Here is a 26,721-nt window from a genome sequence, read left to right as displayed (position 1 = left end):
CCCCGTCAGCGCCATGCGTCCAGCCCGCCTCTTCGCCCTCGTCCTGGCCGCCCTGAGCCTGTGCGCCTGCGGGTCGCTGTCGCGCCCGGCCTTCCAGGCCAGCGACCTGGCCGGACCGCCGCCCAAGGGCCTGGCCGACATCCGCTTCAACGCCAGTGACAAGGACGCCGCCGTCCGGTTCGGCGACCCGGCCCGCAAGCGCGCCCTGGCCCAGCACACCTTCGACGTGCTGGCCCTGTCGGGCGGCGGCTCGAACGGGGCCTATGGGGCCGGGGTGCTGGTCGGCTGGACCAAGCGCGGCGAGCGGCCCGAGTTCGACATCGTCACCGGCGTCTCGACCGGCGCCCTGACGGCCCCGTTCGCCTTCCTCGGCCCCAGCTGGGACGATCGCCTGACGGAGGCCTATACCGGCAAGGCGGCCGGCCGGATCCTCAAGCCGCGCGGCCTGGGCGTGCTGTTCCATCCCAGCTTCTACAGCAGCGCGGCCCTGCGCCAGCTGGTCGACGGCTATGTCACCGACGACATGCTGCAGGCCATCGTCGCCGAGCACCGGCGCGGACGGCGCCTGCTGATCGCCACCACCAACCTCGACACCGAGGAGACGGTGATCTGGGACATGGGCGCGATCGCCAGCCGCGGCGACGAAGCCTCCAGGGAGCTATTCAAGCGGGTGCTGGTCGCCTCGACCAGCATCCCCGGCGTCTTCCCGCCCGCCCTGATCGAGGTCGAGGGCAAGGGCCGGGAGCTGTCGGAGATGCATGTCGACGGCGGGGTCACCATCCCGTTCTTCGTCGCCCCCGAGTCGCTGCTGCTGTGGACCGCCGCCAAGAACTCGGTCCGTCCGGGACGGATGTACGTGATCGTCAACGGCAAGGTCGACGGCAGTTTCGGCTTCACCAAGGGCGGGGCCCTGTCGATCGTCGGCCGCTCGTGGGACGCCATGAGCAAGGCCCTGATGCGCACCCACCTGGCGGCCAGCTACGGCTTCGCCCGGCGCAACGGCGGCCAGCTGTTCTACAGCGCCATCCCCGACAGCGCCGAAGCCGACACCTCGGGCCTGGATTTCGACGCCAAGAACCGCGAGGCCCTGTTCCGGCTGGGCCGCGAGCGGGCCGAGGCCGGCTGGGCCTGGGCCTTGCCGGACGACCCGAACGGACCGCTCGAACCCCCGCGCGACGTGCCGCCGGTCATCCCCGCCCCGCCGACGATCAGCGGTCGGTGAAGCTGGCCGGGGACAGGCGCATGCGCCTGTCCCCGGACGCGGCCCGACTCCAGGGTTGCGCCAACCCGACTCCCTCTCTAAACGGGCGGCTTAACCTGCAAGATGGTCGGCAGCGGGCGCGCGGATGTGCGCGACCGTGTCTCTGCGCGCGAGTTTTCCGATGCCCAAAAGAACAGACATCTCCTCGATCCTGATCATCGGCGCCGGGCCGATCGTCATTGGCCAGGCGTGCGAGTTCGACTATTCGGGCGTCCAGGCCTGCAAGGCGCTGCGCGCCGAGGGCTACCGGATCATCCTGGTCAATTCGAACCCGGCCACGATCATGACCGATCCGGACGTGGCCGACGCGACCTATATCGAGCCGATCACCCCCGACATGGTCGCCAAGATCATCGCCAAGGAGCGTCCCGACGCCCTGCTGCCGACCATGGGCGGCCAGACCGCGCTGAACACCGCCCTGGCGCTCGAGGCCAACGGCACCCTGGCCAAGTACGGCGTCGAGATGATCGGCGCCAAGGCCGAGGTGATCGACAAGGCCGAGGACCGCCAGAAGTTCCGCGACGCCATGGACAAGCTGGGCCTGGAAAGCCCCAAGTCCAAGGCCGCCCACACGCTGGAAGAGGCCCGCGACGGCCTGGAGTTCGTCGGCCTGCCGGCGATCATCCGCCCCAGCTTCACCCTGGCCGGCACCGGCGGCGGCATCGCTTATAACGTCGAGGAATTCGAGGAGATCGTCGCCCGGGGCCTGGACCTGTCGCCGACCACCGAGGTGCTGATCGAGGAAAGCGTCCTGGGCTGGAAGGAATACGAGATGGAGGTGGTCCGCGACACGGCGGACAACTGCATCATCGTCTGCTCGATCGAGAACATCGACCCGATGGGCGTCCACACCGGCGACTCGATCACCGTCGCCCCGGCCCTGACCCTGACCGACAAGGAATACCAGTGGATGCGCGCGGCGAGCATCGCCGTGCTGCGCGAGATCGGCGTCGAGACCGGCGGGTCGAACGTCCAGTTCGCGGTCAACCCGGCGGACGGCCGGATGGTGGTGATCGAGATGAACCCGCGGGTGTCGCGCTCGTCGGCCCTGGCGTCCAAGGCCACCGGCTTCCCGATCGCCAAGGTCGCCGCCCGCCTGGCGGTCGGCTACACCCTGGACGAGCTGAAGAACGACATCACCGGCGGCGCGACCCCGGCCTCGTTCGAGCCCAGCATCGACTACGTCGTCACCAAGATCCCGCGCTTCGCCTTCGAGAAGTATCCGGGCAGCGAGCCCCTGCTGACCACGGCCATGAAGTCGGTCGGCGAGGTGATGGCCATCGGCCGCACGTTCAAGGAAAGCGTCCAGAAGGCCCTGCGCGGCCTGGAGACGGGCCTCAACGGCTTCGACGAGGTCGAGATCCACGGCGCCGACGACCCCGACACCGGCCGCGCTGCCGTGGTCCGCGCCCTGGGCACGCCGACCCCGGACCGCCTGCGCGTCATCGCCCAGGCCTTCCGCCACGGCCTGACGGTCGAGGAGGTCAACGCCGCCTGCAGCTACGAGCCGTGGTTCCTGCGCCAGATCGCCGAACTGGTGCGCCAGGAGGGCTGGGTCCGGGCCGGCGGCCTGCCGACCGACGCCCAAGGGTTCCGCGCCCTGAAGGCCCAGGGCTTCTCCGACGCCCGCCTGGCCAAGCTGACGGGCGGGGCCGAGGGCGACGTCCGCAAGGCCCGCCAGGCCCTGGGCGTGCGCCCGGTGTTCAAGCGCATCGACAGCTGCGCCGGCGAATTCGCGGCCACCACGCCCTACATGTACTCCACCTACGAGACCGGCGCCCTGGGCCAGGTCCCCGAGTGCGAGAGCCTGCCGTCCGACCGCAAGAAGGCGGTGATCCTGGGCGGCGGTCCCAACCGCATCGGCCAGGGCATCGAGTTCGACTACTGCTGCTGCCACGCCGCCTTCGCCCTGGACCAGATCGGCGTCGAGTCGATCATGGTCAACTGCAACCCCGAGACCGTCTCGACCGACTACGACACCTCCGACCGCCTGTACTTCGAGCCCCTGACGGCCGAGGACGTGCTGGAGCTGCTGGCCGTCGAGCAATCGAGGGGCGAGCTGGCCGGCGTGATCGTCCAGTTCGGCGGCCAGACGCCGCTGAAGCTGGCCCAGGCGCTGCAGGACGCCGGCGTCCCGATCCTGGGCACCAGCCCCGACGCCATCGACCTGGCCGAGGACCGCGAACGCTTCCAGCAGCTGCTGAACGGCCTGGACATCGCCCAGCCCGAGAACGCCATCGCCCGCACCTGGGACGAGGCCCGGGCCGAAGGCGACAAGATCGGCTTCCCGTTCGTGATGCGCCCCTCCTACGTGCTGGGCGGCCGCGGCATGGAGATCATCCGCGACCACGAACACCTGGAACGCTACATCGCCAACACCGGCGAGATCTCGTTCGAGCACCCGATCCTGCTGGACCACTATCTGAGCCGCGCCACCGAGGTGGACGTCGACGCCCTGTGCGACGGCCAGGACGTGTTCGTGGCCGGGGTGCTGGAGCACATCGAGGAAGCCGGGGTCCACTCGGGCGACAGCGCCTGCTCGATGCCGCCCTTCTCGCTCAGCGCCGCCACCGTGGCGGAGCTGAAGCGCCAGACCGTGAAGATGGCCCTGGCCTTGAACGTCCGCGGCCTGATGAACGTGCAGTTCGCCATCGAGGAGCCGCACTCGGAAAACCCGCGCATCTACGTGCTGGAGGTCAATCCGCGCGCCTCGCGCACCGTGCCGTTCGTGGCCAAGACCATCGGCCAGCCCGTGGCCGCCATCGCCGCCAAGATCATGGCCGGCGAGACGCTGAAGAGCTTCGGCCTGACCGACAAGCCGTACGACCATATCGCGGTCAAGGAAGCGGTCTTCCCGTTCGCCCGCTTCGCCGGCGTCGACACGGTGCTGGGCCCCGAAATGCGTTCGACCGGCGAGGTCATGGGCCTGGACTGGATCCGCGAGGGCGAACAGGGCCTGGGCCCGGCCTTCGCCCGCGCCTTCGCCAAGAGCCAGCTGGGCGGCGGGGTGAACCTGCCGACCTCCGGGACCGCGTTTGTCTCGGTCAAGGAAAGCGACCGTCCGTGGATCGTCGAGCCGGTGAAGCTCTTGCAAGCCGCGGGCTTCAAGGTGCTGTCGACCGTCGGCACCCGCGGCTACCTGGCCGAGCAGGGCGTCGAGGTCGAGCTGGTCAAGAAGGTGCTGGAAGGCCGGCCGCACATCGTCGACGTGATGAAGAACGGCGGCGTGCAGCTGGTGTTCAACACCACCGAGGGCAAGCAGGCGCTGGAGGACAGCTTCGAGATCCGCCGCACGGCGCTGATGATGAAGGTGCCCTACTACACCACCTCGGCCGGCGCCCTGGCCGCCGCCCAGGCCATCTCCTCGGCCCCCGCCGAGGCGCTGGAGGTGCGGCCGCTGCAGAGCTACCAGTAGAAGTTATCCACAGGGTTGCTCTCTTATAGCTCGTCATCCCGGGCCTCGTGCCCGGGACCCCTGGTTCAGCTCGCACGTGAAGCGCCTTGGCGCGCCAGCGCGCCACTCATCCGCACCTGCGGCGGACAGAGGGGTCCCGGGCACGAGGCCCGGGATGACGGTGGCGAGGTGGGTCGAAGGTCGTCTATCCCCGCTCCCGCCGAATCAAACACCAGCTTAATCAACGCCCTACACAAAAACGCACGTTTCCGATCCCCACCTTCCAGGACGGCCGCACACTAGCGGCATGACCCAAGCTCAAGACATCCCCACCTGGTGCGCCGCCTTCCAGCTCAAGCTGATGGCCGCCCTCGACGCGGCCTGGAAGACCATCGAGGCCGCCACCGATCCCGCCGTCATCCGCCAGGCCCGCGACAAGGTGAAAGCCGTCGGCGAACTGGCCGCCATGGCCCGCAAGGTCGCCCTGATCGTGCCGACGCCACGCGGCAAGCCGCCGCTGGCCGAAACGGCCGCCGCGGGCCTGCACGCCGCCCAAGGCGTGGCGAACGTGAGCGCGATGATCATGGCCTCGCGGCCGGCGGCCGCCCCAGTGGCCGCCCCAGTGGCCGCCCAGGCCGAACACGCCCGCCGCGCGCTGGACAAGCTGAAGGGCGGCCGACGCGGGCGGCTGTGAGGATCATCCTCCCATCGTGGGAGGAAAGGCCTTTCCGGCCTAGCCCTGACGCCCTCCGCCGGCGGTGCGGGCGCGCCCTAAAGCCTTGGTGGAACGAAGCTTTCACAAAGCAGAGGTTCCGAGAGTCTGGGACGGGTGGATTGCTGACATCCGCCCTTTCGTGCATGCCCACTACATGGCGGAGGGGGTTCAGCTTCTTGGCCCGTGGTCTGTCGGCATGACCGGCTTCGGCGTCATTCGCCGCAATTCAAAGGGCCGCGAAGGATTGGAAGAGCAGCGCCAGAACGCCGGCGGCGACCAGAACCCCGAGGACAATCAGGATGATGCGAGTTGTGGTGTTGCTGTTACGCTCGTCCTGAGCCAGAGCCGCAGCCCTGGCTTGGCGCAGGACCTCATGGGCCTCAGCGGCGGCCTCCTGCTCGCGTAGTTTCAGCCGCTCGAACCCATCGACGTGCGCGAGCGCCAGGTCCAGCGTGGTGAAGGGCTCACCGTTGACGGCGTAGACGTTGAGGACGTCGTTGCGGGTCACGCCGTAGGTCTCGACCAGCCAGAGGCGATAGCGATCATTTTCCAAACAGGCTTCGCCGCCGTCAAACCGCTGGGGACGTATCTGGCTGCCCAATGCCGCGTCCTGAGCCGGGACGGGATTGAGCAGGGCAACGACGACTAGGCCGATCGGGCCGAGCAAGGCCGACAGGAGGACGCCGGTTGTTATCGACACCCCTTTGTTGGTCGCGATGAAGGCCCCGATCAGGCCGAAGACAAAAACATAGACGATTAGATATACGAACAAGATACCCATGGTGCCCCCTAGAGCAGGCCTCGACTCCCCACCGTCGTTCTTAACGTCACGACGGCGACCACGACACCATCAACATAACAGCACAGTGACCCGCCCTTCCAAAAGTCAGCACAGAGTTCGAAAACGGAACCGACGCTTCAGTCCCAATTGAGCCCCGTCCCGGCGAGGGCTAAGCCTTGCCCCATGACCGCCCCTCTCTACACCGACACCGAAATCGCCGACCTGGCCCGCCGCCTGCTGGACCACAGCCTGCCCAAGGCCCGGTGGACGCACGCCGCGCACATGGTCGCCACCCTGCGCCTGGTCCGCACGCGCAACGAGGGCCTGGAGCGCGACATGCCGGGCATCATCCAGACCTACAACGTCGCGGTCGGCGGGGTGAACGACGACCATCACGGCTATCACGAGACCATCACCCAGGCCTATCTGGCCGCCATCCGCGCCTTCGTCGCCGCCCTGCCGGCCGGGACCTCCGACGGCGAGGCCGCCGCGCGGCTGCTGGCCACGCCGATGGGCGACAAGGCCTGGCCGCTGAGCTTCTGGTCGCGCGAGCGGCTGTTCAGCGTCGCGGCCCGGCGCGGCTGGGTCGAGCCGGACCTGAAGCCGCTGGAGGCGCCGCCGCTCCACCGGGTGGACGCCTCGGCGTGACCGCCCTGGCGGCGCTGGTCCTGGGCGTCCTGAACCTGGCGACCTTCCTGGTCTTCGGCTGGGACAAGCTGGCCGCCGTCCGGGGCCGGTCGCGGATTCCCGAGCGCCTGCTGCTGGTCCTGGCCGCCCTGGGCGGCAGCGTCGGCGCCCTGGTCGCCCGGCCGGTGTTCCGCCACAAGACCCGCAAGCAGCCATTCGGCGCCTGGCTGACCCTGATCGTCTTCACGCAGGCCGCGGCCATCGTCGCCGGCCTGGCGGTCTGGTGGGCGCGTCACCACAGCCGATAAGGACAAGACCATCGAACCCATCGCCGTCCAGGGTGTTGAAGGTTTCCAACCCCGAGCACCCAAGGATCGGCGATGACGCGAACGGCCGCCCACCTCATCGCCGAGACCCTGGAAGCGGCCGGCGTCAAGCGCGTCTACGGCGTGGCCGGCGACTCCCTCAACGGCTTCACAGACGCCCTGAGGGCGCGCGGAAAGATCGACTGGGTCCATGTGCGCCACGAGGAGGCCGCGGCCTTCGCCGCCGGGGCCGAGGCCCAGCTGACCGGTCAGGTCGCCGTCTGCGCCGGCAGCTGCGGTCCCGGCAACCTGCACCTGATCAACGGCCTGTTCGACGCCCAGCGCAGCGGCGCGCCCGTGCTGGCCATCGCCGCCCATATCCCCAGCACCGAGATCGGCATCGATTACTTCCAGGCCACCCACCCCGAGAGCCTGTTCAAGGACTGCAGCCACTATGTCGAGCTGGTCTCCCAGCCGGAGAACCTGCCGCAGGTGCTGGAGCGGGCCCTGCGCGTGGCCATCGCCCGCAAGGGCGTGGCGGTGGTGGTGATCTCGGGCGACGTGGCGCTGCGGCCGCTGGACGCGGGGCCGCCGACCTGGATCGCTCCGTCCCCGCCCCGGCTGGTCCCGCCGGAGCGCGACGTCGCCGCCCTGGCCGCCGTTCTCAACGACTCCAAGCGCATCACCCTGCTGTGCGGCGTCGGCTGCGCCGGCGCACGAGACCAGGTTCTGGCCCTGGCCGAGGCCCTGAAGGCCCCGATCGTCCACGCCCTGCGCGGCAAGGAGTCGATCGAGCACGACAACCCCTACGACGTGGGCATGACCGGCTTCATCGGCTTCTCGTCGGGCTACGCGGCCATGAAGGCGTGCGACACCCTGGTGATCCTGGGCTCGGGCTTTCCCTACCGCCAGTTCTATCCGGACAAGGCCCGGGTGGTGCAGGTCGACGTCAGCCCCGAGGCCCTGGGCAACCGTTGCCGCATCGAGCTGGGCGTGCTGGGCGAGGTGGGCGAGACGCTGGACGCCCTGCTGCCCCGGCTGGCCGTCAAGACCGACCGCCGCTTCCTGGACAAGGCCCTCGCGCACTACGCCAAGGCCCGCGAGGGGCTGGACGCCCTGGCCGCGATCACGCCGGGCGCTACGCAGATCCATCCGCAGCAGGTGTCGCGGGTGGTCAGCGACCTGGCGGCCCAGGACGCGATCTTCACCTGCGACGTCGGCACGCCCACCGTGTGGGCCGCGCGCTACCTGAAACTGAACGGCCGCCGGCGGCTGCTGGGCTCGTTCAACCACGGCTCGATGGCCAACGCCATGCTGCAGGCGATCGGGGCCCAGGCGGCCTTTCCGGACCGGCAGGTGGTGTCGATGTCCGGCGACGGCGGCTTCTCGATGATGATGGGCGACTTCATCAGCCTGTCGCAGCTGGGCCTGCCGGTGAAGGTGATCGTGCTCAACAACGGCACGCTGGGCTTCGTGGAGATGGAGATGAAGGCCGGCGGGTTCCTGGACACCGCCGTCGACCTGGTCAATCCCGACTTCGCCGCCATGGCCCAGGCCATGGGCGTGAAGGCCTTCCGTGTGGAGCGCCCGCAGGCCCTGGAGGCCGCGATCGCCGCGGCCTTCGCCCATCCCGGCCCGGCCCTGGTCGATGTGGTCAGCGCCCGCCAGGAACTGGTCATGCCGCCTCGGATCGCCGCCCGCGAGGCCGGAAACTTCGGCGTCTTCGCCTTGAAGGCGGTGCTGGACGGCCGGGCGGGCGAGCTGATCGACCTGGCCAAGGTCAACCTGCTGCGGTGACGGCTTTCCCCTGACGGATATGGCCCTTGACGGATGCGGCCTTCGCCGTGCCCCCTGCGCCCCTGCTTCGGGGAGCCGCCATGATCATCGTCCATCATCTGAACAACTCGCGTAGCCAGCGGGTGCTGTGGCTGCTGGAGGAGCTGGGCGTCCCCTACGAGGTCAGGCGCTACGAACGCGATCCCCAGACCATGCTGGCGCCGCCCGAACTGCTGGCCGTCCATCCGCTGGGCAAGTCGCCAATTATTACAGATGATGGGGTCACCGACGGCGACAGGACCATCGCCGAGACCGGGGCGATCGTCGAATATCTGGTCGAGACCTATGGCCAGGGCCGGCTGGTCCCGGCCGCCGGGACGCCCGAGCGGCTGCGCTGGACCTACTGGCTGCACTATGCCGAGGGCTCGGCCATGTCGCCCCTGCTGCTGAAGCTGGTGTTCACCGCCCTGCCCGACCGCGCGCCGGGCCTGCTGAAGGGCCTGGTCAGGACCATCGCCGCCAAGGCCCAGAGCGGCTTCGTCGACCCGCAGCTGAAGAGCCATATCGACTATTGGGAGGCCGAGCTGGCCAAGGCCGAATGGTTCGCCGGGCCGGACTTCACCGCCGCCGACATCATGATGAGCTTCCCGCTCGAGGCCGGCGCCGCCCGGGCCGGGGCGGCCTCCCGGCCGCACGTGAAGGCGTTCCTGGACCGCATCCACGCCCGCCCGGCCTACCGCCAGGCCCTGGAGCGCGGGGGACCCTACGATTACGCGGGCTGACGGGCCTTGCCGGCCATGGGGGACATGCCCATCTGGATGCCTCCAACCGCACCAGACAACGCAAAAGGAACAAGAACCCCGCGAGCGCGCTTGATCCGGGCCGCCGTCCCGGTCAAGCTTCACTTTACGGGCGGGTACTTGCTTATCGCTAACGCGGCGCCTATCCTCTCAGCCCCCGGTCGTCGCGCCAACGTCCGGGAGTCTTCCTCCCTTTGGGCGAACCGAGCTAAAATCCGCAATGGAAAAAGTGCCGATGACCGCCGGGGGTTACCAGACCCTCGACGAAGAACTGAAGCGTTTGAAGACCATCGAACGGCCGGCGGTGATCGCCGCGATTTCCGAGGCGCGCCAGCATGGCGACCTGTCGGAAAACGCCGAGTACCATGCGGCCAAGGAACGCCAGGGCTGGATCGAAGGCCGCATCGCCGAGATTGAGGACAAGATCGCGCGGGCCCAGGTCATCGACGTCTCGAAACTGTCGGGCACCCAGGTGAAGTTCGGCGCGACGGTCAGCGTCGTCGACGAGGACACCGAGGAAGAGGCTCGCTACCAGATCGTCGGCGACCACGAGGCCGACGTGAAGTCGGGCCGCATCTCGCTGAGCTCGCCGCTGTCGCGCGCCATGATCGGCAAGGAAGTCGGCGAGGTGGTCGAGGTCTATACGCCCGGCGGCGTGAAGGCCTACGAGATCCTCAAGGTCGAATGGGTCTAGCTTAAGCCCCATTCCAGGGACATTGCAGACGACGCGCCGGCCGCTCCAGCTTGCCGGCGCGTCGTCTTGCTATGGCCGGGATCACCGACGTGGTTGAAAAGAAGACATCGGCGGCGACGGAGCCCAAGGTCGCCAAGGCCCGCAAGGCCTCGGCCAAGGCCGCCGCCGCCGCGCCGAAGGCCGCCAAGCCCGAGCCGCGCGTCGCGGCCCGTCCCAAGTCGCGCCCCGGGGCCGTCGAGACGCCCGCGCCCGAGCCGACGCCTCCCCCCGTCCCCGAGCTTCCCGCCCGAGACCCGCCCCCCCGCGAACCCATCGTCATCTGGGCGATCTCGGACGGCCGGGCCGGCATCGAGGCCCAGGCCGTGGGCCTGGCCGAGGCCGTGGCCCGCCAGGTCCCGGCGACGATCGTCGTCAAGCGCGTGGGCTGGAGCGGCCGGACCGGCCGCCTGCCCTGGTGGGCCAACTGGCTGCCGCGCCGCTGGCTGACGCCCGAGAGCCAGATCCAGCCCCCCTGGCCCGACCTGTGGATCGCCGCCGGCCGCGCCACCCTGCCCCTGTCGATCCGCGCCAGGCGCTGGTCGGGCGGCAAGACCTATGTCGTGCAGATCCAGGACCCGCGCGTCCCGGCCCACATGTTCGACCTGGTGATCCCGCCCAAGCACGACCGGCTGTCGGGCGACAACGTCCTGCCGATCACCGGCTCGCCGCACCGGGTGACGGCCGCGCGGCTCGAGAGCGAGTACGAGGCGTTCAAGGACCGGATCGACGCCCTGCCCCGGCCGCGCGTGGCGGTGCTGCTGGGCGGCAAGTCGCGGGCCTTCGACCTGTCGGCCGTGCGGGCCGCCGAGATGGCCCACCAGATCCAGCTGCCGCTGGAGCAGGAGGGCGGCAGCCTGCTGATGACCTTCTCGCGGCGCACGCCCGAGCCGGCCAAGGCCCTGCTGGCCGCCCGCCTGCGCCACCTGCCGGGGATCATCTGGGACGGGACCGGGCCCAACCCCTATTTCGCCTTCCTGGCGGCGGCCGACTACATCCTGGTCACCGAGGACTCCACCAACATGGCCACCGAGGCGGCCTCGACGGGCAAGCCGGTGTTCATCCTGAAGATGGACGGGACGAGCCTGAAGTTTCGCCTGTTCCACCAGGAGCTGGAGGGCATGGGCGCGGCCCGGCCCTATGGCGGCGCCTTCCATGGCTGGACCTACGAACCGGTCGACGAGACCGGCCGGGCGGCGGCCGAGGTGGTGGCGCGGATGGACGGGCGAGGCCGGATAGACTTGCCGAAGGCGTCCTGACCTTGAACATGGAGATCGCCAAGTCCATCTGGATACGGCGGGCCAAGCGCCAGCGTGCCGATCCCGCACGCTCAAGCCTCCGCCCCAGGTCGCTCGGTGAGCGAAATCGACACGCTCAAGCTGAATCCGGGCCGCAACCTCGACGTTTACGGAACGGGGCCATCTCCTCCGCGTTACCGGTCACGAACGCCGCAACCTTGGCCGAGCCATCGCCCCGAAGGACATCGATCCCATCGTGAGCCTCTCGCGCGCCAGTTTCACCGAGGTGCTCTATCGGGTGGAGCAGCAGCGACGGGCCCTCGTGTCGGACGCGCTACTGCCGCGCGACCTGAACCTGACCCAATGGATCGCCCTGAACGCCCTGGCCAAGGCGGGCGCGTCCACCATGACCGAACTGGCCCTGGCCTGCGCGATGGACCGCACCTCGCTGACCCGGACGATCGACAGCCTGGTGGCGCGCGGCCTAGTGGACCGCTCCACCCCGCCCAGGGACCGCCGCACCGTGCTGGTCGAGGCCTCGCCCGCCGGTCGCCGCTTGGCGGACGATGTCATGGCGCAGCTCGGCGCCCTGGAAGATCAATGGCTTGAGATCTTCGACCCGGCCACGCTGGACCGGCTGGTCGACGACCTCGAAAGGCTGCTGGCCCGGCTCTCGCCGCCGGCCAGGCGAACGGCTCTGGGGAAATAGCCGCGCCCTTTGCCCGCCGGCCTAAGGCGGCGGATCGATCGCCAGCGTCTCCAGCGTCCGTCCTTCCTCGTCGAGGATGCACAGGCTCCATGAGCGTCCTTCGGCGAACACCTCCGGATAGTCGCGCACCAGGGCGGCCGACAGCCGCGCGGCCTCCTTGCGGGCCGACGCCCGGTCTCTCAGCATCACGCCCTCGGGATCCGGAAAGCGCTCGGCGCCCCGGACCTCGAAATGAAAGCGGGGCATGTCCATGCCTCCTCTACGCCACAGATGCGCGTCTCCACGCAAACTGGGCGCCAGCCCAAGGAAGCAACGTCGGCCTTGGGCTTTCGGATGCAGTCGGGGCGAACGGCGTCTTCGACTTGCCCCTCCAGGTTCCGGACCGTTTGGCGCCGAGGCGCCGCCCTCGTCCTTCGACAGGCTCAGGATGAGGGCTACCGGCAAGGCGGCTCCGTAGAATTCCTCATCCTGAGCTTGTCGAAGGACGGGGAATTCGGCCCAAGACCGTCAACAGTCCACAGCCCCTAACCCACCATGTCCCAGGCCAGGGGTTCGCCGCGCTTCAGGGCGCGGGCGGCCGGGCGGCCCAGCACGGCCTCGTAGTCGGCCGGCGGCAGACCATTGCCGGGGCGGACCGAGCGGACATTGGCCTTGGTCAGGATCTCGCCGACCGCGACGTCGGCGGTGACGTAGAGCGAGCGGCGGAACTGGCGATTGCCGCCTTCGCTGCCCAGCAGGTCGTAGTTCACCCGGCCCAGGGCCTTCCAGGCGTTGCGGGTGTCGTCGCACAGGGCGCGGAACTCGGCCGGCTCCAGGCTGAAGGCCGCGTCCGGGCCGCCGTCGGCGCGCGCCAGGGTGAAGTGCTTTTCCACCGCGCAGGCGCCCAGCGACACCGCCGCCACCGAGGCCGCCGTGCCCGGCGTGTGGTCCGACAGGCCGATCGGGCAGCCGAACCGAGCGGCCATGTCGACCACGGTGCGGACATTGGCGTCCTCGAAGCTGGCCGGATAGCTGGACACGCAGTGCAGCAGCAGCACCCCCGCCGCCCCGGCTTCCAGAGCGGTGTCGAGGGCGGTCTGCATCTCGGCCAGGTTGGCCATGCCGGTCGAGATGATCAGCGGCCTGCCCTGGCGAGCGGCGTAGCGGATCAGCGGCAGGTCGACGGCCTCGAACGAGGCGATCTTGTAGGCGGGGGCGTCCAGGCCCGCCAGCAGGTCGACGGCGGTCTCGTCGAACGGGCTGGAGAAGATCGTCACGCCGCGCTTGGCGGCGCGCTCGAAGATCGGCGCGTGCCATTCGTAGGGGGTCTGGGCCTCCTGGTAGAGCTCGTGCAGGCTGCGCCCGTCCCACAGGCCGCCGTGGATCCTGAACTCGGGCCGGTCGACGTCCAGCGTGATGGTGTCGGCGGTGTAGGTCTGCAGCTTGATGGCGTCGCAGCCGGTGTCTGCGGCGGCGTCGACCATCTCCAGGGCGCGGTCCAAGCTGCCGTTGTGGTTGCCCGACAGTTCGCAGATCAGATAGGGCGGATGGTCGGCGCCGATCCGGCGGCCGGCGATCTCGATGAAGGGGGCGGTCATGGGCGAGGGCTCTATGGGTGTTGCCGCCACATTAACCTTGAAATCGTGGACGAGGCGTTGATCGCGTGGACCTTGGTCCTCCCCCTGTGGGGGAGGCGATCGCGCAGCGATCGGTGGGGGGAGTTTCAGGGCGGCCGACACCCCGCCAATCCCCCCTCCGGCCCTTCGGGCCACCTCCCCCACAGGGCAGGGGTATCGCATATGGATTCGTCCTATCGAGAGCCCGCGTTGGATCGAGGCAAGCTCTACCAAAAGGCGAACAAAACGAATCCAAACAGACTCACGAGCCTGCCTTTTTGGTCTCGATTGGACGCACGGCTCAGGCCGTCCACCTTTCGTTCTTCATATGCGATAGCCCTGCCCCACAGGGGGAGGATCATCATACCCGCCCGGAGTCGCGCCAACGCGGAATCGGCCCTATATCTGCGCCATGTCGACTCCCGAACCCCGCCACACCCGCTGCCTGATCATCGGATCGGGTCCCGCCGGCTACACCGCCGCCATCTACGCCGCCCGCGCGCTGCTGAAGCCCGTGCTGATCGCCGGCATCCAGCCGGGCGGCCAGCTGACGATCACCACCGACGTCGAGAACTATCCCGGCTTCGCCGACGTGATCCAGGGCCCGTGGCTGATGGACCAGATGAAGGCCCAGGCCGAGCATGTGGGCACCGAGTTCGTCAGCGACATCGTGCTGAGCGCCGACCTTTCCAAGCGTCCGTTCCACATCACCACCGACAGCGGCCAGGACTGGTTCGCCGAGACCCTGATCATCGCCACCGGCGCCCAGGCCAAGTGGCTGGGCCTGGAGAGCGAAGCCAAGTTCCAGGGCTTCGGCGTCAGCGCCTGCGCCACCTGCGACGGCTTCTTCTATCGCAACAAGGAAGTGGTCGTGGTCGGCGGCGGCAACACCGCCGTCGAGGAGGCCCTGTTCCTGACCAGCTTCGCCAGCAAGGTGACCCTGGTGCACCGCAAGGACGAGCTGCGGGCCGAGATGATCCTGCAGGAGCGCCTGCTGGCCCATCCCAAGATCGAGGTGATCTGGGACAGCGCCATCGACGAGGTGCTGGGCGACAGCAACCCGATGGGCGTGACCGGCGTGCGGCTGAAGAACGTCAAGACCGGCCAGACGCAGGTCGTCAACTGCGACGGCGTGTTCATCGCCATCGGCCACGCCCCGTCGTCCGAGCTGTTCAAGGACCAGCTGGAAACCCACGCCGGCGGCTATCTGAGCGTCAAGCCGGGCACGACCTCGACCGCCGTGGCCGGCGTCTACGCGGCCGGCGACGTCACCGACGACGTCTACCGCCAGGCCGTGACCGCGGCCGGCATGGGCTGCATGGCCGCCCTGGAGGCCGTGCGTTTCCTGGCCGAGGAAGACCACAAGAAGGCCCACCACCCGATCAGCCACCACGAGGCCGAGAAGATCGGGGTCTGGTGATGCTGATCCGCCCATGTTGATCAGGGAAGCCACGAGCGAGGATCGCGCCGAGATACACGCCGTGGTGGCCGCGGCCTTCGGCCAGCCTGACGAAGCCGACCTCGTCGACGCCCTGCGCGCCGACGGCGACGCCCTGGTGGAACTGGTCGCCGAGGAGAACGGCTTCATTATCGGCCACCTGCTGTTCAGCCCGCTGATCACCGACACCGGCCGACGCTTCGCCGCCCTGGCCCCGCTGTCGGTGCCGCCCCCTCATCAGGGAGACGGAGTGGGCGCGGCGCTGATGCAGGTCGGCCATGAGCTGTGCCGCAAGGCCGGGATCGAGGCCGTGATCGTGCTGGGCCATCCCGACTACTATCCGCGCGTCGGCTATTCGGCGGAGGCCGCGCGAACCGTGACGGCGCCGTTCTCGGGACCGTCGTTCATGGGGTTGGCGTTGGTTCGCGGAGCCCTGGATACGCCGGTGACGGTGACCTACGCCAAGGCCTTCGGACTCTAACTCGCTCAGTTCAGCCGATTGACCAAACTCGGCGGCCGCGGCTTGGGCTTGGGCGGTTCCGGCGGAGGCGGCGGGGCGGCCTCGACGGGCTTGACCGTGGTGTCGACCGGCGGCGCTTCCAGCACGCCCAGGGCCTTGTTGATCTTGTCGATCTCTTCCGGCGTCGGCAGGCGGCGGCCGCCGCGCATGGCCGCGGCCGGATCGCCGGTCATCGGCGGCAGGATCTCGACCACGCCCTCGGGGCTGACGATCTTGGCCGCCTCGCCGGTGGCCACGGGGACCAGGCTCTCGGTTCCCGCCGCCACCGCGGCCAGCGAACCTGGCGGGGCGGCCTCCAGGGTGCGCGGGTCGGCGCCCATCAGGATGTCGGCCGAGACCGTCTCGTCGCCCGAATAGCGGCCGCGGAAGGCCGCCTGCGTGCCCGAGGGCCCGGTCCAGCGATAGAAGACGTGCGTGCCCACGGTGCGCAGCTTGACCAGGGTCGGCGCCCAGTACGGATAGACGTAGCTGGCGTGGTAGTGGGTCGCGGTTCCCACGTCCTTCATCACGTAGCCGGCCAGGGCCTGCTTGGCGATGATCTCGGCGTTGGTCCAGACCACCGGGCTGATCGTCCGCAGCAGCGAGCCGTCGCAGGTGAAGCTGAACTGGCAGCCCGTCCCCCGCGCCGCGCCCTCGTAGACGACGCCGCAGATCGACTTGGGATAGCCGGGGTGGCGCACCCGGTTGATCACGGTCTGGGCCACCGCCCGCTGGCCCTCGATCGGCTCGAAGCCGGCCTCGAAATAGACCGCCTGGGTCAGGCAGCGCAGGGCCTTGTCGCGCTCGGTGGCGGCGCCGGTCAGCATGAACGGCCGCGACGGCTCCACGGCCAGGGGCGAGGCGGGCTTGAAGCCGTTGATGATCCGCGCCTCGTCGAAGTCCGCATCGCGGTCGCCCAGGCGCGGGATCACGTGCAGGTCCAGCTTCTCCCAGCCCCGCACCCGGCCCCAGTAGTCCTTGTGCGGCCGGGGATCGTGGCGGCGGGCCAGGGCCAGCATCGCCGGATCCATGTCGGCCGCGTAGCGCGCCAGGCCGGCGTCCGACAGCGATCCGGCGACGGTGGTCAGGCCGGCCGCGCGGCCGGAGCCGGCGGGACCGCGCCCGACCGCGCACGCGGAAAGGCCGCCGAGGACGACCAGCGCCCCGACGGCCTTGATCACCGACTGTCGATCTAGTTCGGGCACGAAGGCTCCAGGGCGATCACTTTCCGCCGAGCGTGGAACGGATCATCCAGGCGTGCTTCTCGTGGGCGGCCAGGCGCTGGGTGTAGAGGTCGGCGGTGGCCTCGTCGCCGGCTTGGTCGGCGGCGGTGAAGGCGCCGCGCAAGGTGGCGATCACCGTCTCGTTGTCGGCCAGCAGTTCCTGGAACATGCCTTCCCATTCCTTCTCGGCGTCGCCGTCCTTGATGCTGGAAAGGTTGCCGAACGCGCCATAGCCCATCGGCGCCAGTTCGCCTAGCGCGCGGATGCGCTCGGCGATGGCGTCCAGCGCCGTCCACTGCTCGGTGTACTGGCCTTCCAGCAGCACGTGCAGGGCCTGGAAGTTGGGGCCGCGCACGTTCCAGTGATAGCCGTGGGTCTTCAGATACAGCGCATAGCTGTCCGCCAGAACCTTGTTCAGGCCGGCCACGATGTCGGCGCGTTGCTTCGCGGTGAAGCCGGTGTTCAGGTTCGCAGCCATCATGATCTCCCGTGTTGCGCGTCCTAGGTAAGCGTGTCCATGCTCCAGGCAAGCCGTTATCCGCCTGGACTCCCATGAAGATTGAAGATCCCCACGCAAAAGTTGGTGGGCGCGTTTGGCCTGACACGATAAGCGCGTGGCTCATCCCGGGGATCCCGCCGCCGGCCTGGCGCGCGGCCCTGGTGACGGCGGCGGCGATCCTGGCGGCGGTGGGGCTGAGGATCGCCCTGCTGGGCCTGACCGCCGGCGTCGGCGCGACCCAGACCTTCTTTCCCGCCATGATCCTGGTCACCCTCTATGCCGGCTGGCGGTGGGGTCTGGCCCCGATCGCGGCGGGCCTGGCGTTCGCCGGCTGGCTGCTCGGCGCCTTCCGGGGCGAGACCGTGACCCGCAGCCAGATCGCCACCCTGGTGCTGTTCTTGGTCTCGTCGCTGATCACCACCGCGGTGGCCGCGGGCCTGCGCTCCAGCATGGTCAAGCTGGCCGAGGCCCGCCGCCGGCAGTCCGAGGCCGAGGCCCGGCTGCAGGTCACCCAGACCTCGGCCGGGGTCGGCCCGTGGGAGTGGGACGTCCAGAACAACGTTCTGGACCTGTCGCCCACCGCCCGCCGCAACCTGGGCCTGCCGCTCGAAGGCCCGGTCGAGCTGGACGGCCTGATCGAGGTCGTCCACCCCGACGACCGCGCCCTGGTCCGGGGCAAGCTGCGCGAGGCCTTGAAGGGCGGCCATTACGAGGTCGAATACCGGCTGGCCGACCATCCCGACGGCGAGCGCTGGATCCACGGCCGCGGCGAGGTGCTCCGCGACGAGGCCGGCCGCGCCCTGCGCGTCCTCGGCGTCAATTTCGAGGTCACCGAGCGCCGCCGCGCCGAGGAGAGCCTGCGCGAGAGCGAGGCCCGTTTCCGCGCCCTGGCCGACAGCGCCCCGGCCCTGATGTGGATCAGCGGCGACGACGGCCTGCGGGTGTTCGTCAACGCCGCCTATGTCGAGTTCGCCGGCGTGACCTATGAGGAGGCCCTGGTGCTGGACTGGCGCTCGCGCCTGCACGCCGACGACCTGCCGGCCATCCTCAAGGCCCAGATCGCCGGCGAGGCCTCGCGCAAGCCGTTCAGCCTGCAGGGCCGCTATCGCCGGGCCGACGGCCAGATCCGCTGGCTCAAGTCGTTCTCGCAGCCGCGCCTGGGGCCGGGCGGCGAGTTCATCGGCTTCATCGGCATCGCCTTCGACGTCACCGAAGCCAAGGAGGCCGAGGCCAAGCTGACGGGCCTGAACGAACTGCTGGCCGACCGCGTGCAAGAGGCCCTGGCCGAGCGCGACGCCGCCCAGGCCGCCCTGACCCAGTCCCAGAAGCTGGAGGCGATCGGCCAGCTGACCGGCGGGGTGGCCCACGACTTCAACAACCTGCTGACCGTGATCATCGGCGCCCTGGACGTGCTGCAGCGCAACCCCGTGGACGACAAGCGGCGCGAGCGCATGCTGGAAGCGGCGCAGTCGGCGGCCCGGCGCGGCGAGAAGCTGACCCAGCACCTGCTGGCCTTCGCCCGTCGCCAGCCGCTGAACCCCGAGATCTGCCGGATCGACGCGATGATCACCGACAGCGAGAGCCTGCTGCGCCGGGCGGTCGGGGAAGGCGTCGACCTGGCCCTGGACCTGCAGGCCGGCGGCCGCACCACCCTGACCGACTCCGGCCAGTTCGAGGCCGCCCTGCTGAACCTGGTGGTCAACGCCCGCGACGCCACCCCGCCCGGCGGGCGGATCACCATCGCCTCGCAAGGCGTCGACCTGGCCGAGCCCCGGGGCGAGCTGCCGGCCGGCCGCTATCTGCGCGTGGCCGTGCGCGACACCGGCGCGGGCATGGACGCCCAGACCCTGGAGCGGGCCTTCGAGCCCTTCTACACCACCAAGCCGGTCGGCAAGGGCACGGGCCTGGGCCTGTCGCAGGTCTACGGCTTCGTGCGCCAGAGCGACGGCGAGGTCAGCATCGAGTCCGAGCTGGGCGTCGGCACGACTGTGGCCATGATGCTGCCGGTGCGCGAGGCCTTCTCGCCGGTCGAGGTGCGGGCCGTCCAGCCGCCCGCCACCCGCGCCACCTCGCACGTGCTGCTGGTCGAGGACGACGCCGAGGTGGGCGACCTGATCGCCGCGATGATCGACGAGCTGGGCCACATGGTCAGCCGCGCCGCCAGCGCCGACGAGGCCCTGGCCATCGCCCGCACCGACCCGACCCTGGCCCTGGTGATCACCGACGTGATCATGCCGGGCGGCAAGAGCGGGGTCGACCTGGCGGTGACCCTGTCGCACGAGCGGCCCGAGCTGCCCATCCTGCTCAGCTCCGGCTACACCGGCCAGGAACTGGTCCGCGCCCACGAGACGCCGTGGCCCCTGCTGCGCAAGCCCTACGCCCTGGACGCCCTGGCCCAGGCCATGGCGGATGCGTGGGACCGGCATGGGAGCAACGGGACCCACCACTAGAGCAGCGATAGGAGCGCGCCTTTGGAGAACGGCAAGGCTTCCCGGAGTGCATCGCCCTCCCGAAGGGCGGTTCTTCCAGCGCTCGCGCTCGCTGGCGCGGCGCCTGGATTTGCGTCGGCGGCGACCTCAAGCCCCGAAGGGCGAGAGGTCTTTGCTGGATATGATCAGGCCGCGCTTGACGCACAATTCGACCAGACCCTCCACGCGCCCAATCACCAACAGATCCTCGGGCGCTGGCGCACGAACAGCGATGATGCGCGGGCTCGTCTCGGAAATCCGCTGCGGCTGGCCTATGGGCCCAGCGCGACTCAACAGCTCGACGTCTATCGAGCCGCGGGCCCAGGCCTGGCTCCGATCATGCTCTTTGTTCACGGTGGAGAGTGGCGTCGGGGAAGCGCCCAGGCGAGCGCCTACGCCGCCGAAGCGTTCGTGAGGGCGGGCACCCACTTCATCGCCGTTGATTTCATGGATGTCGAGGCCGCGGGCGGATCGCTCGACGCGCTCCTGAAACAGCTCCAGGAGGCCGTGGCGTGGATTTTCAGGCATGCGGCCGATTTCGGCGGCGATGGGCGGCGGATCCATATCGCGGGCCACTCTTCCGGCGCCCACCTGGCCGCCTTGCTCATGCAAGTCGATTGGGCCGCGGAAGAGGGTCTTCCCGCCGACGTCCTCAAAGGCGGGGTCTGCTGCAGCGGACTATACGACCTGGACCCGGTCAGCCGTTCTGATCGGAGCCGGTACGTGCGGTTCACACAGGATGTGGTCGAGCGTCTCAGCCCCATCCGGCGCCCCGCCAGATTCCATCATCCTGTCGTGCTGGCGTACGCCTCGCTGGATTCGCCGGAGTTCCAGCGCCAGACGCTGGCCTTCGCCGCCGCTTGCAAAACGGCGGGGCGTACGGTCCGCGTCATCCGCTGCGAGGGGTACAACCACTTCGAGGCCATCGAGACTCTCGCCAATCCCTACAGTCCCTTGGGACGATCGGCTTTGAACCTGATCGCTCGACCCGAGGACTTCTGAGAAGCGCGCATGTCCTGGGGGGCCCGCCGCACACGGATTTTTCCACCGGCTCTTTGCAAGCCGCATCGGAAGGTCTATATGTGATCCATCCCTTTTGCTCAATTTAAGCATAAGGGGCGACGCCGAGGCGGGGAAACCCTCCGTTTCCGGCGTTTTTTGAGGCCCTTGAAATGCTCAGATTGAGCATAAGTGAGGTTCACATGGCTGATGGTTTCGTGGCGGACGGTTTCGCGCCCCTCGCCTTCACCCCCGACGTCGAAGCGGCGACCGCGTCGATGTGGGACAAGGTCAAGCACCATGTGACCCCGCTGGAATGGCGGGCGCACGCGCCGCTGATCGCCGAGATCAACCGGCTGAAGCGCGAGAAGAACGCCGTCATCCTGGCCCACAACTACATGACGCCCGAGATCTTCCACGGGGTGGGCGACTTCGTCGGCGACAGCCTGGCCCTGGCTCGCGAGGCGGCCAAGTGCGACGCGGCGGTGATCGTCCAGGCCGGCGTGCACTTCATGGCCGAGACCAGCAAGGTGCTGGCCCCGGAGAAGCGCGTGCTGATCCCCGACCTGCGGGCCGGCTGCAGCCTGGCCTCCTCGATCACCGGCGCCGACGTGCGGCTGATCAAGCAGCGCCACCCGGGGCTGCCGGTCGTCACCTACGTCAACACCACCGCCGACGTGAAGGCCGAGACCGACATCTGCTGCACCAGCGCCAACGCCGTGCAGGTGGTGGAGTGGGCGGCCCGCGAATGGGGCGTCGACAAGGTCATCCTGATCCCCGACGAGTTCCTGGCCCGCAACGTCGCCCGCCAGACCGAGGTCAAGATCATCGCCTGGGCTGGCCGCTGCGAGGTGCACGAGCGCTTTACCGCCCAGGACATCGCCGACATGCGCGCCGCCTATCCGGGCGCCGACATCCTGGCCCATCCCGAGTGCCCGGCCGAGATCCTGGAGGCCGCCGACTTCGCCGGCTCGACCGCGGCGATGAACGACTACGTGGCGCTGCGCAAGCCCAAGCAGGTGGTGCTGATCACCGAGTGCTCGATGGCCTCCAACGTCCAGGCCGAAAGCCCGGGCACCCAGTTCGTCGGCCCCTGCAACCTGTGCCCGCACATGAAGCGGATCACCCTGCGGAACATCTACGACGCCCTGGTCCACGACCAGTACGAGGTGACGGTCGACCCCGGCGTCCAGATCCGCGCCAAGCTGGCCGTCCAGCGGATGATCGACCTGCCGCCGCCGCTGGTTCCGGCGCGATACGACCTGGTCAAGGCCAAGCACCATGTGGACGTGGAGTTGATTTAAGACCACCGCGTCGACGCCCTCGTCCTTCGACGAGCTCAGGATGAGGGCGACTGAGCCGCAATAGATATCCTCATGCCGAGCCTGTCGAAGCACGAGGATATCGGCCCCTGAGAGGAGCCGCTTCGTTGACCCACGACCGCATCACCTTCGACGGCCCCGTGATCCTCGGGGCGGGCCTGGCGGGCCTGACCGCCGCCCTGGCTTGCGCGCCGCGCAAGGCCCTGGTGCTGTCGCCGACGCCGCTGGCCACCGGCTGCTCCAGCGCCTGGGCCCAGGGCGGCATGGCCGCGGCCCTGTCGGACGAGGACGCCCCGGCCCTGCACGCCGCCGACACCATCGCGGCCGGCGCCGGACTCTGCGATCCGGCCGCCGTCGAACTGCTGGCCACCGAGGGCCCCGCCGCCGTCCGCGCCCTGGCCGCCTTGGGCGCGCCGTTCGACCGTAAGCCTGATGGCCAGTTCGTGCTCAGCCTCGAGGCCGCCCACGCCAAGGCCCGGGTCGCCCGGGTCGGCGGCGACGGGGCCGGAGCGGCGATCATGGCGGCGGTCATCGCCGCCGTCCGCGCCGCGCCCTCGATCGAGGTCCGCGAGAACGCCCGGGCCCGGCGGCTCCTTCAGGACGCGACCGGTCGCGTCGTCGGCCTGATCGCCGAGATCGACGGCGTTCTGGTCGAGATCGTCGCGCCCGCCGTGATCCTGGCCACCGGCGGGGTCGGCGGCCTCTACGCCGTCACCACCACCCCGGCCCAGGTGCGCGGCGAGGGCCTGGGCCTGGCCGCCCTGGCCGGGGCCGAGATCGCCGATCCGGAGTTCGTGCAGTTCCACCCGACGGCCATCGACATCGGCCGCGATCCCGCCCCGCTGGCCACCGAGGCCCTGCGCGGCGAAGGGGCGATCCTGCGCAATACGCCCCAAGGAGGATTGGCTAGCCGGGCGTTCATGGCCGACTACCATCCGGCCAAGGAACTGGCCCCGCGCGACGTGGTGGCCCGGGCCATCCACGCCGAGCGGGCGGCGGGTCGCGGCGCCGTCCTGGACGCCATGGCGGCGGTGGGCGAGCACTTCCCGCACGAGTTCCCGGCCGTGTTCGCCGCCTGCATGAGCGCCGGGATCGACCCGCGCGTCCAGCCGATCCCGGTGACGCCGGCCGTGCACTACCACATGGGCGGGGTGGCCACGGACCTGGACGGCCGCACCAGCCTGCCGGGCCTGCTGGCGGCCGGCGAGTGCGCCAGCACGGGGGTGCACGGCGCCAACCGCCTGGCCTCCAACAGCCTGCTGGAGGCGGCGGTGTTCGGCGCGAGGGCGGGCCGGATCGCCCGCGAGATGGCCCACGGCGGCGCGCCCCTGCCCGCCGCGCCGACGCCCGACCTGCCCGACAGCGCCCTCCAGACCCTGCGCCAGGCGATGAGCCGCGACGCCGGAGTGATCCGCGACGCCGACGGCCTCTCGCGCCTGATCGCCGGCCTCGACGCCCTGGAGGCGGTCCACGGCGCCGCGCCCACCCTGGTCGCCGCCCAGCTGATCGCCCGCGCCGCCCTGGCCCGCCAGGAAAGCCGAGGCGGCCATTTCCGCGCCGACTTCCCCGCCACGGCCCTGCCGGAGCGGACTTTCGTCACCCTGGACGCCTCCAACACCGGCTTGCGCTACGCGGCGGAATAGAGGCACATAACGGGAACGGAGGCTCGGCCATGACGGCGACGAACGCGGGTTTCGAGGAACGTGGCGACACCGAGTTCCTGTTCGACTTCGACCAGTTCGAGCGGATGGATCAGGCCGGCGTCTTCGACGGCGTTCAGGGTCACGTCGAGCTGATCGAGGGGAAAATCATTCAGATGGCGCCGGCTTCGACCGGTCATGGTGAGATTTCGGGAGACATCTTCTATGCCCTCAAATCCGCCTCCATCGCGGCTGGCGTCGACAAACTTCATCGCTTCATCGTCCATGCCACGCTGAAGATCGGCAAGCGCAGCGCACCCGAACCGGACGTGCTCGTCCTAAGGGCCGGCGAAGGCGAAAAGTACGCCCAGGCCGAACAAGCCATGCTGGTGGTGGAGGTCTCGATCTCGACACGCGAGAACGATCTGACCGTGAAGAGCCGTCTCTACGCCAAGGGCGGTGTTCCAGAGTATTGGGTGGTCGAACCGGAAACCCGCAAGCTGAACATCTTCCGCGAACCGCGGCCCGACGGGAGTTGGGCCTCGACCACCGTCCTCGAAGGCGAAGGCGCCGCCGTCTCGCCCCTGTTCGCCCCGCAGATCAGCATTCCGCTGACGGAGTTGTTTTGATTACGCCCCTCCCAGACCTCCTGATCCGCCCGATCATCGACTTGGCCCTGGCCGAGGACTTGGGCCGGGCCGGCGACGTCACCGCCCAGGCCTGTATCGATCCGGACGCCCGCCTTTCGGTGGTCTGGGCCGCGCGGCAGGACGGCCGGGTGGCGGGCCTGTCCTGCGCCCGCCTGGCCCTGGCCGCCCTGGACCCGACGGCCCAGTTCGAGGTGGCGACGCCGGACGGCGCCGACGCCGCGCCCGGCGCGATCCTGGCCCGGGCCGAGGGTAACGCCCGCGCCGTGCTGGCCGCCGAGCGCACCGGCTTGAACCTGCTGGGCAAGCTGTCGGGGATCGCCACCCTGACCCGCGCCTATGTCCGGCTGGTCGAGGGCACGGGCGCCACCATCGTCGACACCCGCAAGACGACGCCTGGCCTGCGGGCCCTGGAGAAGTACGCCGTGCGCTGCGGCGGCGGGATCAACCACCGCTTCGGCCTGGACGACGCCATCCTGATCAAGGACAACCACGTCGCCGCCTGCGGCGGGGTCGGCGAGGCCGTCCGCCGGGCCCGCGCCTTCGCCGGCCACCTGGTCAAGGTCGAGGTCGAGGTCGACGGCCTGGACCAGCTGGAGGACGCCCTGAGGCACGGTCCCGACGTGGTCATGCTCGACAATTTCAGCCTCGACGACCTGAAGACCGCCGTCGCCCTGGCCAAGGGCCGGGCGGTGCTGGAGGCTTCCGGCGGCGTCAACCTGACCACGGTGCGGGCCATCGCCGAGACCGGGGTCGACGTGATCAGCGTCGGCGCCCTGACCCACTCGGCCCTGGTCCTGGACATCGGCCTGGACGCGGTGTGACAGCTCTTCCACGCCTGGCTTGGGCGATGCGGCAAGACGTCCCGTCCCTGTAACGGCAGCGCTTTCTTAACGCTGATCAGTCATAGGGTGCGGGTCCCGGCGCGACGCCGGCGGCCGGAGCGTGTCGGGTCTTGCAGCCAAGTCAGTACATCAATCTCGACAAGGCGCGGGCGTTGATCGTCGACGACAATCCCCAGTCGCTCGACATTCTGGTGGGCGTGCTGACCAGCTTCGGGCTGCGCAACATCGTGCGCAAGGCCAGCGGCCCCGAGGCCCAGGACGAGTTGAAATACCACACCTATGACCTGGTCCTGACCAATGGCAGCCTGCCGGAACTGGACGGCTACGACCTGACCCGCTGGCTGCGCCGCGAGGCCGACGAGGCCAACCGCATGACGCCGGTGATCATCGTCACGTCCCACACCCGCCGCAGCCTGGTCGAGAAGGCCCGCGACTGCGGCGCCAACTTCATCGTCACCAAGCCGGTGTCGCCGGCCATCATGCTTGAGCGCATTCTCTGGGTGGCCAAAGGCGATCGGCTGTTCATCGAATGCGAAACCTATGCCGGCCCCGACCGCCGCTGGCGCAACCAGGGTCCGCCGGTGGAGTTCCCGGACGGCCGGCGCCGCGACGATAAGTCCATTGAGCTGGGCGAGGCCGGGGGCCACAACATGTCCCAGGATGAGCTGGACGCCCTCATCAAGCCGATGAGGTCGATCGCATGAGCGAGGTCAAGAAGAGCCGCATGAAGCCCCGCCTGGGTCAGCTGATGACCCAGAAGGGCGGCATGTACGTGGCCGAGGCGCTCAAGCGGGCCGACGCCACCCTGGAGACCCTGCGCGAGCCGTCGTTGAGCGGGATCGACGACTACATCGCCGCGCTGGACGCCCTGCTGGCCGCCGACCTGGACGACGCCGCCCGGACCGAGGCGCTCTACGCCCGGTCCGGCGACATCGTCAGCCTCAGCGGCGCCGAGCGCAGCAAGGCCGTCCAGGTCGCCGCCCGCTCGTTGTGCGACCTGCTCGACGAGGCCGACGGCCTGACGCCCTCGGCCCTGGCCGGGATCAAGGTGCACGTGGCCTCGATCAAGCTGCTGCACCGCGCGCCCGACAACCCCACGCTCCAGGGCCCCATCCTGCAGGGCCTGGCCAGCGTGCTGGAAAAGCAGCGCGCCGAGCGCACGGCGCAAGGCTAGCGCCCAGCCGGGGACATGCACTTGTGCGTGTCCCCA

25 protein-coding genes are annotated in these 26,721 nt (G+C 69.6%); 20 read left to right on the top strand and 5 right to left on the bottom strand.

Features of this window, described 5'->3' with window-relative positions; translation table 11 throughout:
- The first annotated feature begins 13 nt into the window (after positions 1-13).
- From J2X41_RS21365 to J2X41_RS21355, 3 genes are all read left to right on the top strand, one after another.
- Positions 14-1,222 carry a patatin-like phospholipase family protein gene (locus J2X41_RS21365; RefSeq protein ID WP_310085600.1) on the top strand — a complete coding sequence of 403 codons (1,209 nt, stop codon included), beginning with the start codon at positions 14-16 and terminating at the stop codon, positions 1,220-1,222.
- 160 nt (positions 1,223-1,382) lie between these two features.
- On the top strand, positions 1,383-4,676 hold the full coding sequence (gene carB, locus J2X41_RS21360; protein ID WP_310085598.1) for a carbamoyl-phosphate synthase large subunit: 3,294 nt from the start codon (positions 1,383-1,385) through the stop codon (positions 4,674-4,676).
- A gap of 286 nt (positions 4,677-4,962) precedes the next feature.
- Complete coding sequence (locus J2X41_RS21355) at positions 4,963-5,349, top strand: hypothetical protein (protein WP_310085595.1); 387 nt, start codon at positions 4,963-4,965, stop codon at positions 5,347-5,349.
- Positions 5,350-5,596: 247 nt separating this feature from the next.
- On the opposite strand, the gene J2X41_RS21350 is transcribed toward J2X41_RS21355, so the two are convergent.
- Positions 5,597-6,151 (bottom strand): hypothetical protein, encoded by a 555-nt coding sequence (locus J2X41_RS21350; protein WP_310085592.1) that lies wholly within the window; start codon positions 6,149-6,151, stop codon positions 5,597-5,599.
- 183 nt (positions 6,152-6,334) lie between these two features.
- On the opposite strand from J2X41_RS21350, the gene J2X41_RS21345 reads away from it, so the two are divergent.
- The 7 genes from J2X41_RS21345 (at position 6,335) to J2X41_RS21315 (ending at position 12,336) form a co-directional block, all read left to right on the top strand.
- The gene (locus J2X41_RS21345) at positions 6,335-6,799 is read left to right on the top strand and encodes a hypothetical protein (RefSeq protein ID WP_310085590.1); all 465 of its coding nucleotides are present in this window, start codon (positions 6,335-6,337) and stop codon (positions 6,797-6,799) included.
- Entirely contained in the window at positions 6,796-7,086 is a 291-nt protein-coding gene (locus tag J2X41_RS21340; protein WP_310085587.1) for a DUF1294 domain-containing protein, read from the top strand. The genes J2X41_RS21345 and J2X41_RS21340 overlap by 4 nt, the downstream gene beginning before the upstream one ends.
- A gap of 72 nt (positions 7,087-7,158) precedes the next feature.
- The gene (gene poxB / locus J2X41_RS21335) at positions 7,159-8,880 is read left to right on the top strand and encodes a ubiquinone-dependent pyruvate dehydrogenase (protein WP_310085585.1); all 1,722 of its coding nucleotides are present in this window, start codon (positions 7,159-7,161) and stop codon (positions 8,878-8,880) included.
- An 80-nt stretch (positions 8,881-8,960) separates the two neighbouring features.
- Positions 8,961-9,641, top strand: a complete 681-nt coding sequence (locus J2X41_RS21330) for a glutathione S-transferase (RefSeq protein WP_310085582.1) — start codon at positions 8,961-8,963, stop codon at positions 9,639-9,641.
- Between the two features lie 238 nt (positions 9,642-9,879).
- Positions 9,880-10,353 carry a transcription elongation factor GreA gene (greA, locus tag J2X41_RS21325; RefSeq protein ID WP_028037562.1) on the top strand — a complete coding sequence of 158 codons (474 nt, stop codon included), beginning with the start codon at positions 9,880-9,882 and terminating at the stop codon, positions 10,351-10,353.
- A gap of 71 nt (positions 10,354-10,424) precedes the next feature.
- Positions 10,425-11,648: an ELM1/GtrOC1 family putative glycosyltransferase gene (locus J2X41_RS21320; RefSeq protein ID WP_310085578.1), complete on the top strand. Its 1,224-nt coding sequence runs from the start codon at positions 10,425-10,427 to the stop codon at positions 11,646-11,648.
- Positions 11,649-11,883: 235 nt separating this feature from the next.
- Complete coding sequence (locus J2X41_RS21315) at positions 11,884-12,336, top strand: MarR family transcriptional regulator (RefSeq protein WP_310085577.1); 453 nt, start codon at positions 11,884-11,886, stop codon at positions 12,334-12,336.
- A gap of 21 nt (positions 12,337-12,357) precedes the next feature.
- Here the strand turns inward: J2X41_RS21315 and J2X41_RS21310 are convergent, their stop codons facing one another.
- Together J2X41_RS21310 and pseI are read right to left on the bottom strand one after the other, a co-directional pair.
- Entirely contained in the window at positions 12,358-12,582 is a 225-nt protein-coding gene (locus J2X41_RS21310; protein ID WP_310085575.1) for a DUF6894 family protein, read from the bottom strand.
- 278 nt (positions 12,583-12,860) lie between these two features.
- The gene (gene pseI / locus J2X41_RS21305) at positions 12,861-13,913 is read right to left on the bottom strand and encodes a pseudaminic acid synthase (RefSeq protein WP_310085572.1); all 1,053 of its coding nucleotides are present in this window, start codon (positions 13,911-13,913) and stop codon (positions 12,861-12,863) included.
- 430 nt (positions 13,914-14,343) lie between these two features.
- Between pseI and trxB the strand changes: the two genes are divergently transcribed.
- On the top strand, positions 14,344-15,351 hold the full coding sequence (gene trxB / locus J2X41_RS21300) for a thioredoxin-disulfide reductase (protein ID WP_310085570.1): 1,008 nt from the start codon (positions 14,344-14,346) through the stop codon (positions 15,349-15,351).
- Positions 15,352-15,364: 13 nt separating this feature from the next.
- Positions 15,365-15,850, top strand: coding sequence for an N-acetyltransferase (locus tag J2X41_RS21295; RefSeq protein ID WP_310085568.1), 486 nt, complete (start codon positions 15,365-15,367; stop codon positions 15,848-15,850).
- A gap of 5 nt (positions 15,851-15,855) precedes the next feature.
- Here the strand turns inward: J2X41_RS21295 and J2X41_RS21290 are convergent, their stop codons facing one another.
- Both J2X41_RS21290 and J2X41_RS21285 read right to left on the bottom strand, forming a co-directional pair.
- On the bottom strand, positions 15,856-17,073 hold the full coding sequence (locus J2X41_RS21290) for a cell wall hydrolase (RefSeq protein WP_310085564.1): 1,218 nt from the start codon (positions 17,071-17,073) through the stop codon (positions 15,856-15,858).
- A 16-nt stretch (positions 17,074-17,089) separates the two neighbouring features.
- Positions 17,090-17,569 (bottom strand): Dps family protein, encoded by a 480-nt coding sequence (locus J2X41_RS21285; RefSeq protein WP_310085561.1) that lies wholly within the window; start codon positions 17,567-17,569, stop codon positions 17,090-17,092.
- A gap of 182 nt (positions 17,570-17,751) precedes the next feature.
- On the opposite strand from J2X41_RS21285, the gene J2X41_RS21280 reads away from it, so the two are divergent.
- From J2X41_RS21280 to J2X41_RS21245, 8 genes are all read left to right on the top strand, one after another.
- Positions 17,752-20,040, top strand: coding sequence for a PAS domain-containing protein (locus tag J2X41_RS21280; protein ID WP_310085558.1), 2,289 nt, complete (start codon positions 17,752-17,754; stop codon positions 20,038-20,040).
- Positions 20,041-20,061: 21 nt separating this feature from the next.
- Positions 20,062-21,060 (top strand): alpha/beta hydrolase, encoded by a 999-nt coding sequence (locus J2X41_RS21275; RefSeq protein WP_310085555.1) that lies wholly within the window; start codon positions 20,062-20,064, stop codon positions 21,058-21,060.
- A 215-nt stretch (positions 21,061-21,275) separates the two neighbouring features.
- Positions 21,276-22,361 (top strand): quinolinate synthase NadA, encoded by a 1,086-nt coding sequence (nadA, locus tag J2X41_RS21270; RefSeq protein WP_404979971.1) that lies wholly within the window; start codon positions 21,276-21,278, stop codon positions 22,359-22,361.
- 125 nt (positions 22,362-22,486) lie between these two features.
- Positions 22,487-24,022, top strand: a complete 1,536-nt coding sequence (locus J2X41_RS21265) for an L-aspartate oxidase (RefSeq protein WP_310085550.1) — start codon at positions 22,487-22,489, stop codon at positions 24,020-24,022.
- Positions 24,023-24,051: 29 nt separating this feature from the next.
- Complete coding sequence (locus tag J2X41_RS21260; RefSeq protein WP_310085547.1) at positions 24,052-24,648, top strand: Uma2 family endonuclease; 597 nt, start codon at positions 24,052-24,054, stop codon at positions 24,646-24,648.
- Positions 24,645-25,490 (top strand): carboxylating nicotinate-nucleotide diphosphorylase, encoded by an 846-nt coding sequence (nadC, locus tag J2X41_RS21255; RefSeq protein ID WP_310085542.1) that lies wholly within the window; start codon positions 24,645-24,647, stop codon positions 25,488-25,490. The genes J2X41_RS21260 and nadC overlap by 4 nt, the downstream gene beginning before the upstream one ends.
- Before the next feature lie 131 nt (positions 25,491-25,621).
- Positions 25,622-26,215, top strand: a complete 594-nt coding sequence (locus J2X41_RS21250) for a response regulator (protein ID WP_310085540.1) — start codon at positions 25,622-25,624, stop codon at positions 26,213-26,215.
- Positions 26,212-26,685 (top strand): hypothetical protein, encoded by a 474-nt coding sequence (locus J2X41_RS21245; protein WP_310085537.1) that lies wholly within the window; start codon positions 26,212-26,214, stop codon positions 26,683-26,685. Before J2X41_RS21250 ends, J2X41_RS21245 begins: the two co-directional genes overlap by 4 nt.
- The last annotated feature ends 36 nt before the right edge of the window (positions 26,686-26,721 follow it).

Origin of the sequence: Caulobacter sp. BE254 (assembly GCF_031457295.1) — a bacterium.
GTDB lineage: Bacteria > Pseudomonadota > Alphaproteobacteria > Caulobacterales > Caulobacteraceae > Caulobacter.
Note: the sequence above shows the minus strand (reverse complement) of the source record. Positions and strands in the feature narration are given on the sequence as shown.

Excerpts from the sequence above, each read along its gene's own strand:
- J2X41_RS21365 (WP_310085600.1), top strand. The coding sequence starts at position 14 with ATGCGTCCAGCCCGCCTCTTCGCCCTCGTCCTGGCCGCCCTGAGCCTG.
- carB (WP_310085598.1), top strand. The coding sequence starts at position 1,383 with ATGCCCAAAAGAACAGACATCTCCTCGATCCTGATCATCGGCGCCGGG.
- J2X41_RS21355 (WP_310085595.1), top strand. The coding sequence starts at position 4,963 with ATGACCCAAGCTCAAGACATCCCCACCTGGTGCGCCGCCTTCCAGCTC.
- J2X41_RS21350 (WP_310085592.1), bottom strand. The coding sequence starts at position 6,151 with ATGGGTATCTTGTTCGTATATCTAATCGTCTATGTTTTTGTCTTCGGC.
- J2X41_RS21345 (WP_310085590.1), top strand. The coding sequence starts at position 6,335 with ATGACCGCCCCTCTCTACACCGACACCGAAATCGCCGACCTGGCCCGC.
- poxB (WP_310085585.1), top strand. The coding sequence starts at position 7,159 with ATGACGCGAACGGCCGCCCACCTCATCGCCGAGACCCTGGAAGCGGCC.
- J2X41_RS21330 (WP_310085582.1), top strand. The coding sequence starts at position 8,961 with ATGATCATCGTCCATCATCTGAACAACTCGCGTAGCCAGCGGGTGCTG.
- greA (WP_028037562.1), top strand. The coding sequence starts at position 9,880 with ATGGAAAAAGTGCCGATGACCGCCGGGGGTTACCAGACCCTCGACGAA.
- J2X41_RS21320 (WP_310085578.1), top strand. The coding sequence starts at position 10,425 with ATGGCCGGGATCACCGACGTGGTTGAAAAGAAGACATCGGCGGCGACG.
- J2X41_RS21310 (WP_310085575.1), bottom strand. The coding sequence starts at position 12,582 with ATGCCCCGCTTTCATTTCGAGGTCCGGGGCGCCGAGCGCTTTCCGGAT.
- pseI (WP_310085572.1), bottom strand. The coding sequence starts at position 13,913 with ATGACCGCCCCCTTCATCGAGATCGCCGGCCGCCGGATCGGCGCCGAC.
- trxB (WP_310085570.1), top strand. The coding sequence starts at position 14,344 with ATGTCGACTCCCGAACCCCGCCACACCCGCTGCCTGATCATCGGATCG.
- J2X41_RS21295 (WP_310085568.1), top strand. The coding sequence starts at position 15,365 with ATGTTGATCAGGGAAGCCACGAGCGAGGATCGCGCCGAGATACACGCC.
- J2X41_RS21285 (WP_310085561.1), bottom strand. The coding sequence starts at position 17,569 with ATGGCTGCGAACCTGAACACCGGCTTCACCGCGAAGCAACGCGCCGAC.
- J2X41_RS21260 (WP_310085547.1), top strand. The coding sequence starts at position 24,052 with ATGACGGCGACGAACGCGGGTTTCGAGGAACGTGGCGACACCGAGTTC.
- J2X41_RS21245 (WP_310085537.1), top strand. The coding sequence starts at position 26,212 with ATGAGCGAGGTCAAGAAGAGCCGCATGAAGCCCCGCCTGGGTCAGCTG.